Genomic DNA, 18,226 nt, shown 5'->3' on the forward strand with positions numbered 1-18,226 from the left:
GAAAAAACAGCCTTTCTAGACTATTTTTAGATACACACCATCTTAATATTACTTAATAAAGTTAAGTTGGCACATATGATGCTTAACTTTGGCAAAATGGATTTGTGAATCGAACAAGGAGGGTTCCGATGTCTTTAGTCATTAACCACAACCTCATGGCGATGAACGCCCAGAGAAACTTGTCCGAGCATTATGGACGGCTCGGCGTTTCCACCCGGCGTTTGTCTTCCGGTCTGCGTGTCGGCACCGCTGCCGACGACGCCGCCGGACTGGCGATCCGCGAGCTCATGCGCTCGGAAATCAGCTCCCTGCACCAGGGCATCCGAAACGCAGCCGACGCCATCTCGCTGATCCAGACGGCCGACGGCGCGCTGCAGGTCATCGATGAAAAGCTCATTCGCATGAAAGAGCTGGCCATGCAGGCTTCCACGGGTACCTACAACTCCGATCAGCGCCTGATCATCGATTCCGAGTACCAGGCCATGTCCTCGGAAATCACCCGTATCGCCAACGCCACCGACTTCAACGGAATTTACCTGCTGAACGGCAACCTCTCCGGCGACCCCGGAGTGGACCACGACGGCACCGGACTGCAGTCCCGCGGCCCGCTGAAGATCCACTTCGGCACCGGCAACGACTCTTCCGAAGATTACTACTACGTCGCCATCCAGGGCTCCACCGCCTCGTCTTTCGGCCTGGGCCACACCGCTGCCCTGAAGACCGGCGGGACCTGGGAGGAAATGAACGCGGGCCGGTCCATCTCCACCCAGGCGCTGGCGCAGACCGCCATGGAGGCCATCAACCAGGCCATCATCTCCAAGGACAAGATCCGCGCCAACCTCGGTTCCATGCAGAACCGGTTGGAAAACACCATCACCAACCTGGAAATCCAGGCCGAGAACCTGCAGGCAGCCGAATCCCGCATTTCCGACGTCGACGTGGCGCAGGAAATGACCGAGTTCGTCCGCAACCAGATTCTCACCCAGTCCGCAGTCGCCATGCTGGCGCAGGCCAACTCCCTGCCCAGAATGGCCATGCAGCTCATCGGCGGCTAGTCCTAGCCCGGCGAAAGCGACTGAAGACGATCGGATACCAGCCCCGCGGCATCGCGCCGCGGGGTTTGGTTCCGGTCGTTTCCGCGTTCTGTTTTCGGGGTTCTATTCTTCTTCGAGAAACTGGAGGGCCAGGTGGGCTCCCTCCTGCTCGGCGCGTTTCACGCTGGTGCCGACGCCCCGGAACTTCTCGCCTCCGGGCAGGGTCACGTCCACCTCGAAGAGCTTCTCGTGCTCCGGCCCGCTGGTCCCGGCCAGGACGTACACCGGGCGGTCCCTGAACAGCTCCTGGGCCACCTCCTGAAGGCGGCTCTTGTAGTCCTTGGTCTCGGGGATCACGGCCCGCGCAGGCCACTGGTCCTCGAAGATGGCGAGCACCGTGCGTCGGGCGACATCGAAACCGCCGTCCAAAAAGACCGCGCCGAGCAGCGCCTCGAAGGCGTCGGCCAGCAGGGCATCGCGATCGCGCCCCCCCTGCAGTTCCTCGCCGCGGCCCAGCCGGATGTACTTGTCGAGTTTCAAGTCCCGGGCGATGGCCGCCAGGGACTGCTCCTTGACCAGCTGCGAGCGGATGCGCGTCAGCTGGCCCTCCTGGGCAGTGGGATACCGCCTGAAGCCTTCCTCGGATATGCACAACTCCAGCACGGCGTCGCCCAGAAATTCCAGCCTCTCGTTGTCGTCGTTCCCGTCCTGCTCATTGGCGAACGAGGAGTGCGTAAGCGCGTTCTCCAGGAACTTGACTTGGGCAAACCTATGGTGGATACAATCCTGTAGCTCAGCGGTATCCATTCAACCCCCTTATCTATGCATCCAGACGCCCATTTAAGTGAACTCTTCAGCCCCGCGTCCATCGCCGTGGTCGGCGCGTCACGCAGCCCGATCAAGCTCGGTCACGTCCTGCTGTCGAATCTGATTTCGGGAGGGTACAGGGGGACAATCTTCCCCGTCAATCCCGCAGGGGGAGAAATTCTCGGCCTGACGGCGTATCCCACGGCCGCCGATCTGCCGCGCCCGCCGGACCTCGGCATCATCGTGCTCCCGCGCGAGCAGGTGCTGCAGGCCATGCGCGAGCTGGCCGACGCCCATGTGGACGCCGTCTGCGTCATCACCGCCGGGTTCCGCGAAACCGGCCGCGACGGGTTCGAGCTGGAAATGGAGATGGCCGAACTGGCCCGGCGCAGGAACATCACCCTGCTCGGCCCCAACACCCTGGGGCTGATCAACACCGGCATCGACCTGAACGCCACCATCGCCCAGGCCATGCCCGCCAAGGGGTCCATCTCCTTCTTCTCCCAGAGCGGAGCGCTCTGCGCCGCCATCCTGGACTGGGCCGACGGCGAATCCATCGGATTCTCCAAATTCATCTCGCTGGGCAACAAGGCGGGCGTCTCCGAGGCGGACGTACTGGAGGCGCTGGGCGACGACCCGGACACCAAGGTCATCATCGGCTACCTCGAATCAGTGGAGGACGGCCGCAAGTTCCAGTCCAGGGCACGCCTGGTGACCGAAAAGAAGCCGGTCATCATGATCAAGGCGGGCACCACCCCGGCGGGCGCGCGGGCCACTTCCAGCCACACCGGTGCCATGGCCGGCAACGTGGAGGCCGCCACCGCCGCCTTCAAGCAGGCGGGCATCATCCGCGTGGAGAGCCTGGAAGAGCTGTTCGACCTGGCGCGGGCCTTCGCGGCCCAACCCCTGCCCGAAGGACCGAACCTGACCGTGGTCACCAACTCCGGCGGACCCGGCATCCTGGCCGCCGACGCCTGCGAGGACGCCGGGCTGAACCTGGCCCGCCCCTCCCTGGCCACCCTGGAAAAACTGACCGAGGCCCTGCCGCCCTTCGCGTCCATCTACAACCCCATCGACATCATCGGGGACGCCAAGGCCGAACGGTACCGCGCCACCCTCGAAGCCGTGGCCGAGGACGAACTCACCCACGCCATCCTGGTCCTGCTCACGCCCACGGCCTCCGCCGAGATCGTGGAGACCGCCCAGGCGGTCATCGACGTGGCCAAGACCTGCGCCAAACCCATTTTCGCCAGCTTCATGGGCGACGAGAGGATCGGCCCCGGCCGGGACATGCTGCTCAAGGCGGGCATCCCCTGCTACGGCTATCCCGAACCCGCCGTGCGGGCCATTTCCGCCATGCTCGCCCACTATCGCTGGAAAAACCGCCCCTACCCGGTGGAGGTCTGCTTCCGCCGCGACAAGGGACGGGCCGAACGGACCATCGAGAACGCCCTCAACATCGGCCTGACCGAACTGCCCTTTGCCGACGCCATGGACATCGCCGCCGCCTACGAGCTCCCCGTGCCTGAGACCCGGCTGGTGCGGACCTCGGAACAGGCCGTGCGCGCGGCCAAGAAGATGGGCTACCCCGTGGCCCTCAAGATCGAATCACCGCACCTGTCCAGCCGGGGCGAAGTGGACGGCGTGGCGCTGGACCTGCACACCCCGCGCGAGGTGCGCGACGCCTGGCTGGCCATCACCGCCCGCGCTCAGCGCAAACGCCCCGACATCTACATCGCGGGCTGCCTGGTCCAGACCATGGGCCCGGTCAAAGCGCGCGAGGTGGTCATCCGGTTCACCCGCGACCCGCAGTTCGGCCCGCTCATCTCCTTCTGCATGGCCGGACCGTCCGCCGAGGTGCTGGGCGACGTCAGCTACCGGCTGGCCCCGCTCGCCCTGCACGACGTCCAGGACATCGTCCGCGAGATCCGCTCGTTCCCCCTGCTCCGGGGCGTGCGCGGCGGCGAACCCGTCAACTTGACGGCCATCGAGGACATCCTGCTGTCCATGTCCCAGATGGCCGACGACTTCCCGGAAATCCGCGAGGCCGAGCTCAACCCGATCCTGGTGGACGCGGAAGGGGCCTTCGTCACCGACATGCGCATCACCGTCGGTCCCATTTGACGTTTGGACATTTTTCACGGTCTCATATAATAACAGGAAATGGGGCGACGCCGATCCGCCCCGCGCATCACACCCCAGGAGGACATAAGGCATGGCTGGACTCTACATAGGCTCTACAACCGGATACTCGGGCAAGAACATGATCGTCATGGGCCTGGGCATGCGCCTGCAAAAAGACGGGTACAACGTGGGCTACATGAAGCCGGTCGGAGCCATGCCCATGGAGATCGACGGCAAGCTCGGCGACGAAGACGCCGCCTTTGTCCAGGACGTGCTCGGACTCAGCGAAGACCCGACCATGGTCACCCCCGTGGTCGTCACCCAGGACTTCAAGGTCAAGGCGTTCACCGGCAAGATGGAAGGGCTGCTCGACGCCATCGTCGACGGCTACGAAGCCGTGTCCAAGGACAAGGACGTCACCCTGGTGGCCGGGTCCGGGTCCATGTACTCCGGCAAGTACTGCGACACCGACGCCATCTCCGTGATCAAGAAGCTCGGCGTCAAGACCGTGATCATCGACCGGTTCCAGAAGGAACTCAAATACGACTATCTCATGGTCATGAAGGAAACCCTCGGCGACCTCATGGCCGGCGTCATCCTCAACGACGTGCCCCCGAATTTCATGGACGAGATCACCCAGCTCCTCGGCCCGGCCCTGGAAGCCAAGGGCGTCAAGATCCTCGGCGTCATCCCCCGCGACCCGCTCATGGGCGCCATCAAGGTGGGCGACCTCGCCGACCGCCTGGGCGGCAAGATCATCTCCGCCCACAACAAGTCCGAACGCGTGGTCGAGTCCTTCCTCATCGGCACCATGCAGGTCGAAAACTTCATGACCCACTTCCGCAAGAAGAAGAACTCCGCCATCATCGTGGGCGGCGACCGGTCCGACGTGCAGCTCGTGGCGCTGGAAGGCGACTGCCCCTGCCTCATCCTGACCGGCAACCTCTACCCCAACGACATCATCCTGACCCGGTCCGAAGTTCTGGAAACCCCCATCATCATGGTCCGCGAAGATACCTTCACCGTGGCCAAAAAGATGGACGACATCCTGTCCCGACACAAACTGCGCGACGCCATCAAAATCAAACAGGGCGCCGAACTCGTGTCCAACAACATCGACTTCGAATTCCTCAAAAAGGAACTGGGCCTCAAATAGCCCGACCAGCCGAGAGCACCTGAAAAGTGCGGGCCGCGTTGGCGGCCCGCACTTTTTTTTGCCTCCGGCGGCCGGGGGAAGGGGAGAAGGAAACCTTTTGGAAAAGGTTTCCTTCTCCCCTTCCCCCGGACCCCCATCCCCCCATCCTTCCAAAACTTTTTGGGTCGCTTCGCGAGGTTGGGGCTGACAAAGGACAATCGCTTTCTTGAGCTGAGTTTCAACTCGCCGCCCTGACGTATTCCCTTTTCGTCCACCCTGCCTGGCGGCGTGGGGAACCGTCCCGGAGGGTTCGCGCCGGGCGGCTGACCGCGCGCCGCAGACGTCCGGCGCGAACACTTCGGGACACCGCCTGCCCGCGCCCGTCCACGCCCACCGCCTCACCCCAACTCCAGCCGCCCCCCTTCGCCGCAGGCGACAACGGGGATGCAAGGGGTCTCAACCCCTTGCCCGCCGGAGGCGAAATCACCCGCTCCCGCCGCGAAGCGGCTTCCCCTCTCTCTTCTCTTCGCACTTCGCCCCCCTCACCGCCGCCCGATCCACACCCCGAGCCCGACCACGCAGCAGGCGGCCATCTGGGCGAGGGTCAGGCTTTCGCCGAGCAGGAGCCAGCCCGCGACCAGGGCCACGGGCGGGACCATGTTGATGGACAGGGCGGCGCGTCCGGCGGGCATCATGGTCAGGGCCATGTTGTACAGGCCGAAGGCGCCGAGGGTGACGAACCCGCCGAGGTAGCCCACGCCGAGCCAGGCGCGCAGGGGGATGGCGCTCCAGTCCGTGGGCGCGGCCAGGATGCCGCCGGGCAGGAAGAAGACGGCCCCGGCCAGGCATTGCAGTCCGGTGAGCCACCAGGTGGAGTAGCGGGTGGAGAGTTGTTTCATGACCACCATGTAGACGGCGGCGCAGGTCAGCGCGCCGACCTCCAGGAGGTTGCCCAGGGCGGGGTTGGGCGCGTCAGCGTCGGGCGCTCCGGCCAGGGAGAGCCAGACCACGCCCGCCATGGACGCGGCCAGGCCGAGCAGGATGTTGCGGGTCAAGGGTTCGCGCAGGATGATCCACGCCCCGGCGGCCACGAGCAGCGGCACCAGGCAGGAGAGCATGCCCGCCTGGGACGAGGTGGTCAGGTTCACGGCGTTGCTTTCGAGCAGGAAATAGAGGCACGGCTGCATGAGGCAGAGGAAGGCGAGGATCTTCCAGTCGCCGGGCCGGTAGTCGGGCTTGGGGATGCGCCGGGCCATGGGCAGTATCATGAGCGTGGCGATGGTCATGCGCAGCCAGACCATGGTCGAGGGCGCGAACCCGGCCAGGGCGGTCTTGGTGGCCATGAACGAGGTGCCCCAGAGCAGGACGGTAATCGCCAGGAAGGCGGGGGCGAGGTAGGAGGCGGAATTACGCTCCAGAGCGGCGGAAGTATCGGACATGGTGTTCTCCTGTGGGTTTGGGAGAACACCATGCCGAAGCGGGCGGGCCGGGTATTGTACGAAATTGCGAAGCGGCGCTATTCGCCGCCGCCCGCCATGGAGCGGAACACGAATCCGAGGTTTTTGGGGTTCTCCCCCACCCGGCGGATGGAATAGGGCCACCAGTCGCGGCCGAACGGCAGATACAGACGCACGGCAACGCCTCGGGCGGCCAGTTCGCGCTGGTAGGCGGAGCGCACGCCCAGGAGCATTTCCACTTCCCACTGGTCCCGTCGCCAGCCGTTGGTCGCGGCCACGTGCTCGGCAAAGGCGACCATGCGGTGGTCGTGGGTGCCGAACACCGGATACACGCCCCGTTCGCGGGCCTTGGGCGAGAGCAGCGTTACGACGGCCTTGCGGTAGGCCTCGTCCCGGTCATGTCTTCCGGTCACGGCCACCTTGCCGGATTCGGCAAAGGCCCCCTTGACCAGCCGGACCATGGCCCCGTCCGCCACCAGCCGGGCCAGATCGCCGGGCGTGCGGTGCAGGTAGGCCTGCACGGTCACGGCCGCGGGCAACCCCTCGTTGCGCAGGAAATGGTAGAGGTCCAGGGTCGGTTCGGTGACCGAAGAGTCCTCCATGTCGAGCATGAGAACGTCCCGTCCATTCCCGGCATGGTCCGCCACTTCGCGGGCCAGGGCCGTCACATTCTCGCGACAGGTTTCCCAGGAGAGCATGGCGCCCAGCTGGGTGGGGTCCACGGACAGGTGCACGTCCAGGCCGGATGCACCCAACCCCTTGGCCGCGTCGGACAAGGCCCGGCGGGTGGTTGCGATCTCCTGCGGGTCGGCCACGTATTCCCCGAGGTAGAACAGGGAGGCGGACAGGTTCTGTTCGCGCAGGGTTTTCGCGCGCTCCAGTCCTTCGGCCCCGTCCCGGCCGCCCACGAACCGGCGGGCGAACCGGGCCATGTACCGGGAATTCTGCATCCGGCGGGTCACGGATTCGCTCCGGGCCAGCCCGATCATCATCTTTTGCCATAACAGCATGGGGTTTCTCCTTTGGTTGCGGAGATGGACCCTAGCCGTGGCCGACGGGAGCGTATTGTACGAAATTGCGGTCCGGATCAGGACCGGCCGTATCAGGACCGGCCGGAATCCCGGTACTGGCGCGGGGTGGCCCCGGTGTATTTGCGGAACACGCGGGTGAAGTGCGACTGGTCCGCGAACCCGGCTTCCAGGGCGACCTCGCTGACGGGGTGTCCCTTTGCCAGGAGCTGCCTGCCCAGATCCACGCGAAGCTGGTTCTGGTAGGCGTGGGGCGGCAGTCCGGCCCCGGCCTGGAACACGCGCAGCAGGTGGTAGCGGCTGAGGTTGGCGGCACGCGCCAGATCGTCGAGGGAGACCTTTTCGGCCAGGTTGTCGGCCAGGTAGGTCTTGATGATCTCCACGGTCTCCTCGCCGCCGGAGGGTTCGGTGGGGCGGCCCGGCTCGGCGTGGCGGGTCAGGGCGTCGGCCAGCATCTGGACCAGAAGGGACTCCTTTTCCAACCGGTCCGCGCCCTCGGCAATGGCCTGGTACAGGGCGAGGAGGATATCGGCAAGTTGCCGGTCGTCCACCACCGGGGCCGGAAACCGGGGCGGCTCGTGGCCGGTGCCGAAGACTTCTCCCGCCATGGCGATGAGCCATTTCGGGTCGATGTAGAACATGCGGTAGGTCATGCCCGAGCCGAGGTCCGGGTTGCAGGCGTGGGCCTGATTCGGGCCGATGAACACGAGCTGCCCGGTGGCGGCGGCGTGCGGGATGCCGTCCAGCTCGAAGGTGGTCCGGCCGGTCTCGATGAAGCCGATGGAGTACTCGGCGTGGACGTGGGTGCGGAAGGCCTCCTCGTTGTAGGAGGACCGGCGCACTTCAACGCCCGGCAGGTCGGGGTCGCGCCAGAAGCGGACCTCCGCATTGGTCGGTTGCTTTCCCATGGGCCGAGGCTACAGGGAGGGGGGCTTGGCCGTCAACAACCGGCTATTGCTTGTTGGGCACCCCGGGGAACGGCTGAATCCGCCGCTTGGGGTCCATCTTCATGTCCTTTTTCATGGGCATCATGGCGGTGCGGGTGCCGAGGGTCCAGTTGTCTACCAGCACGGAGCATTCGGCCCCGGCGGAAAGATCCTGGACCCAGAAGCCGGTCTGGGCCACGCGGCGCAGGGTTTCGGCAAAGGAAACGGTGCCAATGGTGCCGGGGAAGGCCATGGCGGTCCAGCCGTCGGCCCGGGCCTGGGCGTCGGTCCACGCCGGATTGAAATTCACGAAGCAGGTCTTGTACGCGGCGGTGGTCGGCGCAAAGAGGGGGATCGCCTTGACCCACGGGGCGGCTCCGGAGTCGTTGCGGATGAAGAAGAATCCCTTGGGCCTGGTGTTGTCCGGACGCAGGAACCACTGGACGGCCTTGATGTCCATGGACAGCCGGGTGAACCCCGCTGCCGCCAGGTCGCCGGTGACCCCCTGGTTGGCGAAGGAGCCGCCCAGCCCGCCGATGCCGTGGAACCGGACGCAGGCGCCGGGATTGCCGCCGGAGGGTTCCATGCGGATGGTGGTGTTGTACGCGCCCCACACGCCGGTCCCCCAGCCGTCGCCGTCGAAGGTCAGCACCCTGGACTCGGCGAGGGCGTTGGCGGCGAGCAGCACGGCTGCGGCCAGAACGGTCAGGATCAGTCCCTTTTTGGGCATGGCGGGCCTCCTTTGCGAACGGAAAGATGAAATAACTGTATCACGCGAAGGCAAATGTATACAATGGGCGCATGACAGCGCCCGCCCTCGACAAGACCGACCTGACCTCGCGCCCCATTCCGGAAGTGATCCGCCAGGTTGCGATCCCTTCCAGTGTGGGGTTCTTCTTCCACACCATGTTCAACGTGGTGGACACCTGGTGGGCCGGGCGCATCGACACCCATGCCCAGGCCGCCCTGGCCCTCTCCCTGCCCGTCTTTTTCATCATCACCGCCCTGGCCAGCGGCATCGGCACCGGGTCCACCGCACTGATGGGCTCGGCCCTGGGGGCCAAAGACCGCGACCGGGCCGCGCTCACGGCGGTGCAGATGCTCAGCTTCGGGATTTTCGTGTCCGCGTTCCTGGCCTGGTTCGGGCTGACCTTCTCCCCGGCCATCTTCGGCTGGCTGGGGGCCGAGGGCCAGTACCTGGAGACGTGCCTGGCGTACATGAACCCGATCTTCGCCTGCAACGTGTCCACGGTGGCCATCTACCTGTTCAACGCGGTGCTCCAGTCCCAGGGCGACACGGCCAGCCTGCGCAACGTGCTCTGCTTCACGGCGGCCCTGAACGTGGTCCTGGACCCGTGGTTCATCCACGGCGGGTTCGGGCTCCCGGCCATGGGGCTGGCGGGCGTGGCCTGGGCCACGGTGGTGCTCCAGTCCCTGGGCGCGGTCTACCTGGCGTTCAAGGCGCGGCGCACCGGGCTGATCAAGACCGCCAGGGGGCGCAACCTGATCCCGCGCCCGCGCATCTACGCCGAGATCGCCCACCAGGGTTTTCCGGCTTCGCTGAACTCCATGACCATCGCGCTCGGGTTCTTCGTCATCTTCCGGTTCGTGTCCGGGTTCGGTCCCGAGGCGTCGGCGGCCTACGGCATCGCCACCCGCATCGACCAGATCGTGCTCATGCCGACCATCGGCCTCTCCGTGGCCGCCCTGACCATCACGGCCCAGAACTTCGGCGCGGGCAAGATCGACCGCGTGCGCGAGAACCTGCGCCGGAATCTGATCTACGGCGCGTACCTGCTCCTGCCCCTGTCCGTGCCCATCTTCCTGTTCGCCGAACCGCTCATGCGCATCTTCACCCAGGACCCGGCGGTTGTGGCCGTGGGCGCGGGCTACCTGCGCATCGACGCCTTCACCCTCTACGGCTACGTGGCCATCTTCGTACCCACCTCGGTCCTCCAGGGCATGAAACGCCCCCTGTTCGCCATCTGGCTCGGCCTCTCCCGCCAGGTGGCCGCCCCCTCCTGCTCTTCACCCTGTTCACCCAGGTTCTGGACTACCCCATCACCGCCCTGTGGTTCTCCATCCTCGCCATCGTCTGGACCTCCGCCGTCATCGCCCTCTGGTTCGCCCGCCGCACCATCCGCAAGGTGGAAGCCGAAAAGGGATAACCTCCCGTCTTTGGAGTGCCTTTGGGGCAAAGCCCCAAACAGCGGCTCTCCCGCCGCACACAAGTAAGGTTAATACCCCCTCTTTGGAGCGATTCGGGAGGCGCAGCCGCCCGACAGCGGCTCTCTACTGCAGGACGTAACGAACAACCGTCCTCTTCTGGAGCGCATTCGAGGCTTCCTGCCTCGAACAGCGGCTCTCTCCATCCGAGTGCGTAAGCAGCGAGGCTTGTGAGAGCGGGGCAGGCGTGCATTTTTAAGTGAATTGTAGGCGAGTCTTCGAGCCGTACAAGATCTTATGCCTTAGGTACTTCCGGGGGGCTTTCACCGCAGCGGAGTCGGCCTACGTGAGGAGGAAAGCCCCCCGGGGAAAATGTGCAGATGGCCCGCTATCCCAAGCCGCTCGCCGCACTCTTGACACAACAGCCGCCTTGCGGCTATGGTACCCAACTCCACGGCGGGCCAGTAGCTCAGTTGGCAGAGCCACCGGCTCATAACCGGTCGGTCCCAGGTTCGAATCCTGGCTGGCCTACCAATGACCCCTTGCCGGAGGACGTAGTTGACCACGACCAGAAATCTGGTGAACGCATATATCCTGAAATCTCCCATCAAGGCCCAAGGCCGGGTGATCGAAGAGGACAGAGGATGCTCCCGAGGGGGAAACCCTACGGGAGCATGCTTTTTATGGTAAGTGGGGATAAGTGTATGAAAATTAAAGATATTTTATCGATTTTCCGACAGCTCGCCCCCGAGGCGAACCAGAGCGCGTGGGACAATTCCGGGGTCCAGGTGGCCGGAACCCTGGCCGAGACCGCCAAGGTGGCCGTGACCCTGGAGCCGACCCCGGAGGCCGTGGCCCGCTGCCTGGACTGGGGCGCGGGCGCGGTGATCACCCACCATCCCCTGTACATGAAGCCCAAACCGCCGAGCGCGGAGGGAATGTATCTGGACGTGCTGCGCCGGGTCATCGGCGCCGGGGCGTGGCTCTACAGCGCGCACACCTCCCTGGACACGCGGCCCGACGGTCCCGCCTTCTGGCTGGGCCGGGAACTCGGGCTGACGGGCGGGCGGCTGCTGGAGGTGGAGCGCGCCGACACCCCGGTGGAGGCGTCCTTCTACTGCGAGGAGCCGATCTCCCGCGAGGCCGCCGACATCTGGGCCAATCACGAGGGCGTCCACTCCGTGGCCCAGAGCCGCACCGGCGAGGTCCGGCTGGTGGTGGACGAGGACCACTGGAACGAGGTGGCCTCGCGGATCGAATTTTCCCTGGGCAGGCGTCCCCTGTTCTACCTGCGCTCCCTGACCGCGCCGAGGAGCGAGGTCGGGTTCGGCGAGACCGGCGACCTGCCCGAGCCCATGGCGTTTTCCGCGTTCATGGACCGGCTGGCCGCCCTGACCGGAGGGTCGGGGCTGCGCTCGGCCGGGCCGCAGCCGGAGACCGTGGGCCGCGTGGCCTACTGCGGCGGATCGGGCGCGGACATGATCGCGGCGGCGGCCCGCGCGGGCGCGGACGTGTTCGTGACCGGGGACATGAAGTACCACGCGGCGGTGGAAGCCCCGGTCTGCGTGGTGGACGTGGGCCACTTCTCCTTTGAGGAGGAGATGATGCGCCGGTTCGCCCTGGAGCTGGGCGAGACCCTGGACGCCGAGGTCCGCTTTTTCGAGGGCGTGGACCCCTTCCGCCCGTATGTTGGTTAGCAGACACACTTTTTCGTGATTTCAAATAGACAGCGAGGTAAACCCATGTACCAGAAACAGATTGAACAGTTGATCGTCCTTCAGGAAGTGGACGACGAGATCCTTGAGCTCACTTCCGAGATCGAGCAGGCCCCCAAGGAGCTTACCGATCTTGAGGAGCAGATGGGCGAATTCGAGGAGCGTCGCACCCAGATCGACGAGAAGATGTCCATCCTCAAGGAGCAGAAGAAGAAGCTCTCCTTCGAGATCGAAGAGGACGCGGGCAAGATCAAGAAGTCCAAGAACAAGCTGATGCTCGTGGGCAACACCAAGGAATACCACGCCATGATGCGCGAGATGGATTCCCTGGAGAAGCTCAACCGCATGCGCGACGACGAGCAGGAGGCCGTGCGCGAGGAGCTGGTCCGCCAGGACGAGGCCACCCAGGCCCTGAACGACGAGATGAGCGGCGTGCAGGAACAGTACGACGCCCTCAAGACCACCCTGGACGAGCGGTTGGACAAGGCCAACAAGAAGCTGGAGACCCTGGTCCGCAAGCGCAAGAAGGCCTGCAAGGCCGTGCCGCCGCCGATCCTGGGCCGCTACGAATTCATCCGCGAGCGCATGGAACACCCGGTCATCGTGCCGGTGTCCGAGGGCGTGTGCGCGGGCTGCAACATCATGATCCCGCCGCAGGCCTACAACGACCTGCAGAAGGGCCAGCAGATCCTGAGCTGCCCCAACTGCCAGCGGCTGATCTACTGGCAGGCCCACGTGCAGCCCGCAGCCGAACAGCAATAGCAGACAAGTCTGGAGTCGGACGGGTCATCGCCGCGGCCTCACGGCCGGGGAGGAAAGTCCGGGCTCCGCAGGGCAGGACGCTGGGTAACGCCCAGGGGGAGTGATCTCCGTCAAGTGCAACAGAAAGCAGACCGCCTCCGGGGGTTCCCCGGCGGTAAGGGTGAAACGGTGGGGTAAGAGCCCACCGGCTGTCGCGGTGACGCGGCAGGCCAGGTGAACTCCGTCCGGAGCAAGACCGAATAGGACAGCGTTTGAGGCCGGCCCGGCCGAAGCTGTCGGGTTGGTTGCTCGAGCCGTCCGGTAACGGGCGGCCTAGATGAATGATGACCGCCCCGAAAGGGGAACAAAACCCGGCTTATGACCGGCTCCGACTTGTGATACCGCACGGGGGAGGCTTCCCCTCCCCCGTGCGCCCATTATCAACCCTGGGACCATGCGGGGACCATCGATGAACGACATCTGGGGCATCATCCTGGCCGCCGGCTCCGGCAGGAGACTGGCCGAAGCCTCGGGCGGCGAGCGCAAGCAGTACCTCGAATACCGCGGCGCGCCGCTGTTCTGGCACTCCGCCCGGACCTTCTCCCGCAATGCGGGGATCAAGGGGCTGGTCTTCGTGTTCCCGCCCGACGACGTCACGGCCATGGAGAAACAGGTCCGCCAGGCCTTCAGGACCGAGGACCTGGGCGTGAAGTGGGTCGTGACCGCGGGCGGCGAGCGCCGCCAGGACTCGGTCCGCAACGGGTTGGCCGCCCTGCCCCGCGACTGCGCGAGCGTGCTGGTCCACGACTCGGCCCGGCCCTTTTTCTCCCCCCGCATCCTGGCCGACCTGATCACCGCCCTTGAAAACGGCGCGCAAGGCGTCATCCCGGTCATCCCGGTGACCGACACGGTCAAGCGGGTGGACGGCGGGAAGGTGGCCGAGACCCTGAACCGCGCCGAGCTGGCAGCGGTGCAGACCCCCCAGGGGTTCGAGACCGCGATCCTGAAGGAAGCGCACGAGCGCGCCCTGGCCGAGGGCTGGGAGGTCACGGACGACGCCTCCATGGTGGAGCGGCTGGCCGAGGTGGTCACCGTCCCCGGCGAGGCCGCCAACGTCAAGATCACCGTCCCCGAGGACCTGAACCGGCTCAAGGACGCGCGGACCACGGTCCCGTGCGTGGGCTGGGGGTACGACGTGCACCGGTTCGGCGGCGAGAACGACCGCCCCATGGTGCTGGGCGGCGTGAACATCCCCGGCGGGCCGACCATAGTCGCCCACTCGGACGGCGACGTGCTGCTGCACGCCCTGGCCGACGCCATCCTCGGCACCTTCGGCGGCGGGGACATCGGCACCCACTTCCCGGACAACGACCCGAATTTCGACAACGCCAACTCCGGCATGCTGGTGCGCGAGGTGCTGACCATGGCCGAACGCGCCGGAACGCGCATCGTCCACGCGGACCTGACCGTCATCACCCAGGTGCCGAGGCTCGCGCCCCACAGCGCGCTGATCGCGCGCAACGCGGCCCGGCTGCTCGGCCTGGAGCCGCATCAGGTCAACTTCAAGGCCACCACCGAAGAGAAGCTCGGCTTCACCGGCGAGAAAAAAGGCATCAAGGCCGTGGCCTCGGTCACCGGCCTGAAGGAGCTGTAGACCGTGTCCGGGCTGAAGAAATTCCTCCTCTCCTTCGTCATCTTCGTGACGCTTTGCTTCTTCGGCCTGAAATGGTTCGTCAATTCCGAGGTGGACAAGGAGCTGTCCCGCGCCGTGGCCGAGACGCCCGGTCTGGCCTTTTCCTACGCGGACCTGTCCGTGGACATCATGGATCACGCCGTGACCCTTGAGGGGGTGGACGCCCTGTTCCCCTCGGGCCAGCACGTCCAGGCGGACGAGGTGTCCATCACCGCCTTCGACCAGAAGAACGCGGTGCCCCGGTTCGCCACCCTGACCGCGCGCGGCCTGACCATCCCGGTGACCCCGCAGAATTTCGGCGACTGGGCTCCCTATCTCCGGGGCATGGGCATAGAGACCCTCTCCGGCAACGGCGCGCTCGACTACGCCTACGACCCCGAGGGACGCATCCTGACCGTGCGGACCCTCTCCCTGGACGACCCCAAGCTCGGCTCCCTGCGCTTCTCCGGCCAGGTCGGCAACCTCGACCTGGGCGGGTTCCGCACGGAACAGGGGTTCTCCCTGGACATCCGCGAGGCCGCGCTGACCTTCGAGAACCGCGAGCTGATGGACCTCATCCTCGCGGACTGGGCCGCACGCATGAACGTGTCCCGGGCCACCACCTTGAACAGCATCAGCGCCGAGCTGGACGGGCTGGCCAACTACGCGGACAGCCAGCAGAACGAACCGGCCAAGCGGACCATGCTCGGCCTCAAGCGGTTCCTGAACGAGCCCGGCACCCTGACCCTGTCCGCGTCACCGGCCGCGCCCGTCCCGGTGCTCTACTTCTTCATGGGCCGCGACCTGTTCGAGAATCTCAGCCTGCTGAACACGGACGCGCGCCTGGAACCTGCACCCGATTTTTAATCAAAGTTGCATTATTTCAATGAAATAAAAATGGAGTAATCCAATGAGAATCTACAACACGCTCAAACGGCAGAAGGAAGAGTTCGTCCCGGCCAACAACAACGACGTCAACATGTACGTCTGCGGCATCACGGCCTACGACCTCTGTCACATCGGGCACGCCCGCTCCAGCGTGGTCTTCGACGTCCTGTACCGCTACCTGAAGTCCGTGGGCTACAACGTCAACTTCATCCGCAACTTCACGGACATCGACGACAAGATCATCAAGCGCGCGGGCGAGGTGGGCAAGGAAGCGAGCGAGATCGCCGAGAAATTCATCGGCGAGTTCTACGTGGACATGGACAAGCTGAACATCCAGCGGCCCACGGTGGAGCCCAAGTGCACCGAGCACATCCCGGAGATGATCGAGCTGACCCAGCGGCTCATCGACAAGGGCCACGCCTACCCCACCCCGGACGGCGACGTGTATTTCAAGGTCCGCTCCTTCGAGGGCTACGGCAAGCTCTCGGGCCGCAACATCGACGAGTTGGAGTCCGGCGCGCGCATCGCCCCCGGCGAGCAGAAGCAGGACCCGCTGGACTTCGCCCTGTGGAAAGGCGCCAAGCCCGGCGAGCCGTTCTGGGAATCCCCCTGGGGCAAGGGCCGTCCCGGCTGGCACCTGGAGTGCTCGGCCATGTCCGAGAAATACTCCCCCCTGCCGCTCGACATCCACGGCGGCGGCCAGGACCTGTCCTTCCCGCACCACGAAAACGAGGTGGCCCAATCCGAGGCCGCCACGGGCAAGCCGTTCGCCAACTACTGGGTGCACAACGGGTTCGTGCAGATCAACTCCGAGAAAATGTCCAAATCGCTGGGCAACTTCTTCACCATCCGCGACATCCTGGACAAGTTCCTGGCCGAGACCCTGCGCTATTTCCTGCTGACCATGCACTATCGCAGCCCGCTCGACTTTTCCTTCGAGGCCCTGGAAGAGGCTGAAAAGGGCGTCAAGCGCATCTACTCCGCCCTCAACCAGGTGAACGCGGAGCTGGCCAAGACCGCCTGGAAGAAATCCCCGTTCCCCGAGGAGCTGACCGCCGAGCTGGAGGCCATCGAGAAGCACTTCGACGAGGCCATGGCCGACGACCTGAACACCGCCGGGGCGCTCGGCCACGTGTTCTCCGCCGTCCGCCTCGCCGGGCGCGTGTGCGAGGACAAGAACCTCCGCAAGTCCGAAGGGGGCCGCGACTTCTTCGAACGCATCAAGGCCGATGTGGCCAAGTGGGCCGGGGTGCTCGGCATCTTCGAGCGCGACCCCGCCGAGTTCCTGACCGAGCTGCGCGACAACCGCGCCGCCCGCGCGGGCATCGACCCGGCCAAGGTCCAGGAGCTCCTCGACGCCCGCAAACAGGCCCGCGCGGACAAGGACTTCGCCAAGTCCGACGCCATCCGCGACGAACTCGCGGCTATGCAGGTCGAGGTCAAGGACACCCCGCAAGGCGCCACCTGGGACGTGCTGTAGAGGGGAAGGCGCCTCCGGCGGCCGGGGGAAGGGGAGAGGGAAACCCTTTGTAAAGGGCTTTCCCTCTCCCCTTCCCCCGGACCCCTATCCCCTCTCCTTTCCGAAACTTTTTGGCGCCGCTTCGCGGGGTCGGTTGACGACGAAAAGGCCTCTGTTCCATGGAACGGAGGCCTTCTTTGCGTGTCCGCCGAGATTTGCCGAAGGCACACAAAAAGCTTTGAAGGGGGAGTCCAGAGGGGGAAACTTTCTCGAAAGTTTCCCCCTCTGGCCGCCGGAGGCATTACTCGACCCTGAACGACCAGAAGTAGCGTTCGCCTCCCGCCGCCGGATAGGAGGCGACGTCGGCGAGTTGCCAGCCCGTTGGGATGGCGGACTCGGCGGGGGGCGGATCGTTCGACAGGATCACGGCCGCGCCGCTGCGGTCCGGCTCGTTGCGCAGCATGGGGCGGATGAAGTCCAGGAGCCCCTGCCAGGGCATGAAGGCGCGGCTGAGGATGAGGTCGGCGGTGGCCTGGTGCCCGGCCTGGGCCAGGCGTTCCAGGGCGTCCTCGGCGCGGCCCGCGAAGACGTTGGTGGCGGGCAGACGCAGCCGCCCGAGCACGCTCTTCATGAAGGTGGCGCGCTTCTCACGGACCTCGACCAGCCAGTAGTCGCCCTGTTGCCAGAGCACGCGCAGGGGGATGCCGGGCAACCCGGCACCGGCCCCGAAGTCGAGGCACAGCGGGCGGTCCGGCAGATTCATCCCGGCCAGGAAATCGGCCAGGAACAGGGAGTCCACCACCAGGGTGTCGAACACGGAGCGCCAGTCGGACTTGCCCACCAGGTTCATCTTCCTGTTCCACTTGACGAGCTGGTCCAGGTACGCGGCCAGCAGTGCGCCTTGTTCCGGCTCCACGGGTCGCCCCAGACGGCTGGCGGCTTCCAGCACCGCGTCGGTTGTCGGATTGGTATCGGCCATGGGGAGCGAATACCCGCTTTCGCCCAAACAATCCAGCGCCGCCCACACACCCCGGAAGGCCGCCCTTGGGGGGACGGCCTTCGTTGAGGAGGAGA

The 18,226-nt window shown here is 65.5% G+C and carries 15 protein-coding genes, 1 tRNA gene and 1 other RNA gene; 11 read left to right on the plus strand and 6 right to left on the minus strand.

Translation table 11 applies throughout. The features are described from left to right. The first annotated feature begins 128 nt into the window (after positions 1-128). A complete protein-coding gene (locus tag AWY79_RS00345) occupies positions 129-1,055 on the plus strand; it encodes a flagellin N-terminal helical domain-containing protein (protein ID WP_066798994.1) in 927 nt (308 codons plus the stop codon). Positions 1,056-1,157: 102 nt separating this feature from the next. Here the strand turns inward: AWY79_RS00345 and rnc are convergent, their stop codons facing one another. Next, complete coding sequence (gene rnc / locus AWY79_RS00350) at positions 1,158-1,841, minus strand: ribonuclease III (RefSeq protein WP_066798996.1); 684 nt, start codon at positions 1,839-1,841, stop codon at positions 1,158-1,160. Positions 1,842-1,856: 15 nt separating this feature from the next. On the opposite strand from rnc, the gene AWY79_RS00355 reads away from it, so the two are divergent. Both AWY79_RS00355 and AWY79_RS00360 read left to right on the plus strand, forming a co-directional pair. Next, the gene (locus AWY79_RS00355; protein WP_066798998.1) at positions 1,857-3,965 is read left to right on the plus strand and encodes an acetate--CoA ligase family protein; all 2,109 of its coding nucleotides are present in this window, start codon (positions 1,857-1,859) and stop codon (positions 3,963-3,965) included. Positions 3,966-4,056: 91 nt separating this feature from the next. Beyond that, a complete protein-coding gene (locus AWY79_RS00360) occupies positions 4,057-5,121 on the plus strand; it encodes a phosphotransacetylase family protein (protein ID WP_066799000.1) in 1,065 nt (354 codons plus the stop codon). Positions 5,122-5,642: 521 nt separating this feature from the next. Here the strand turns inward: AWY79_RS00360 and AWY79_RS00365 are convergent. The 4 genes from AWY79_RS00365 to AWY79_RS00380 all read right to left on the minus strand — a co-directional run bounded on the left by AWY79_RS00365 (position 5,643) and on the right by AWY79_RS00380 (position 9,241). Then, positions 5,643-6,539 (minus strand): DMT family transporter, encoded by an 897-nt coding sequence (locus AWY79_RS00365; RefSeq protein ID WP_066799001.1) that lies wholly within the window; start codon positions 6,537-6,539, stop codon positions 5,643-5,645. 77 nt (positions 6,540-6,616) lie between these two features. Beyond that, positions 6,617-7,567: a proline dehydrogenase family protein gene (locus tag AWY79_RS00370; RefSeq protein WP_066799002.1), complete on the minus strand. Its 951-nt coding sequence runs from the start codon at positions 7,565-7,567 to the stop codon at positions 6,617-6,619. Between the two features lie 92 nt (positions 7,568-7,659). Next, positions 7,660-8,493 carry an AraC family transcriptional regulator gene (locus tag AWY79_RS00375; RefSeq protein ID WP_066799003.1) on the minus strand — a complete coding sequence of 278 codons (834 nt, stop codon included), beginning with the start codon at positions 8,491-8,493 and terminating at the stop codon, positions 7,660-7,662. A gap of 43 nt (positions 8,494-8,536) precedes the next feature. Then, entirely contained in the window at positions 8,537-9,241 is a 705-nt protein-coding gene (locus tag AWY79_RS00380; protein WP_066799005.1) for a hypothetical protein, read from the minus strand. Between the two features lie 71 nt (positions 9,242-9,312). Here AWY79_RS00380 and AWY79_RS00385 point away from each other — a divergent pair, with 71 nt between their 5' ends. The 8 genes from AWY79_RS00385 (at position 9,313) to cysS (ending at position 17,173) form a co-directional block, all read left to right on the plus strand. Further along, positions 9,313-10,746, plus strand: coding sequence for an MATE family efflux transporter (locus AWY79_RS00385; RefSeq protein ID WP_233490964.1), 1,434 nt, complete (start codon positions 9,313-9,315; stop codon positions 10,744-10,746). Positions 10,747-11,135: 389 nt separating this feature from the next. Then, positions 11,136-11,211 (plus strand) — tRNA-Ile (locus AWY79_RS00390). A 170-nt stretch (positions 11,212-11,381) separates the two neighbouring features. Further along, on the plus strand, positions 11,382-12,374 hold the full coding sequence (locus AWY79_RS00395) for a Nif3-like dinuclear metal center hexameric protein (RefSeq protein WP_066799007.1): 993 nt from the start codon (positions 11,382-11,384) through the stop codon (positions 12,372-12,374). Between the two features lie 45 nt (positions 12,375-12,419). Beyond that, positions 12,420-13,154, plus strand: a complete 735-nt coding sequence (locus AWY79_RS00400) for a zinc ribbon domain-containing protein (protein WP_066799009.1) — start codon at positions 12,420-12,422, stop codon at positions 13,152-13,154. 11 nt (positions 13,155-13,165) lie between these two features. Further along, positions 13,166-13,527, plus strand: an RNA gene (gene rnpB, locus AWY79_RS00405) — RNase P RNA component class A. Positions 13,528-13,602: 75 nt separating this feature from the next. Continuing rightward, a complete protein-coding gene (gene ispD / locus AWY79_RS00410; RefSeq protein ID WP_078063540.1) occupies positions 13,603-14,787 on the plus strand; it encodes a 2-C-methyl-D-erythritol 4-phosphate cytidylyltransferase in 1,185 nt (394 codons plus the stop codon). A 3-nt stretch (positions 14,788-14,790) separates the two neighbouring features. Further along, the gene (locus AWY79_RS00415; protein ID WP_066799013.1) at positions 14,791-15,672 is read left to right on the plus strand and encodes a hypothetical protein; all 882 of its coding nucleotides are present in this window, start codon (positions 14,791-14,793) and stop codon (positions 15,670-15,672) included. 43 nt (positions 15,673-15,715) lie between these two features. Beyond that, a complete protein-coding gene (cysS, locus tag AWY79_RS00420) occupies positions 15,716-17,173 on the plus strand; it encodes a cysteine--tRNA ligase (RefSeq protein WP_066799015.1) in 1,458 nt (485 codons plus the stop codon). 280 nt (positions 17,174-17,453) lie between these two features. On the opposite strand, the gene AWY79_RS00425 is transcribed toward cysS, so the two are convergent. Next, on the minus strand, positions 17,454-18,131 hold the full coding sequence (locus tag AWY79_RS00425; RefSeq protein WP_066806876.1) for a 16S rRNA (guanine(527)-N(7))-methyltransferase RsmG: 678 nt from the start codon (positions 18,129-18,131) through the stop codon (positions 17,454-17,456). Between the last annotated feature and the right edge of the window lie 95 nt (positions 18,132-18,226).

Source organism: Pseudodesulfovibrio indicus (assembly GCF_001563225.1).
Classification (GTDB): domain Bacteria; phylum Desulfobacterota; class Desulfovibrionia; order Desulfovibrionales; family Desulfovibrionaceae; genus Pseudodesulfovibrio; species Pseudodesulfovibrio indicus.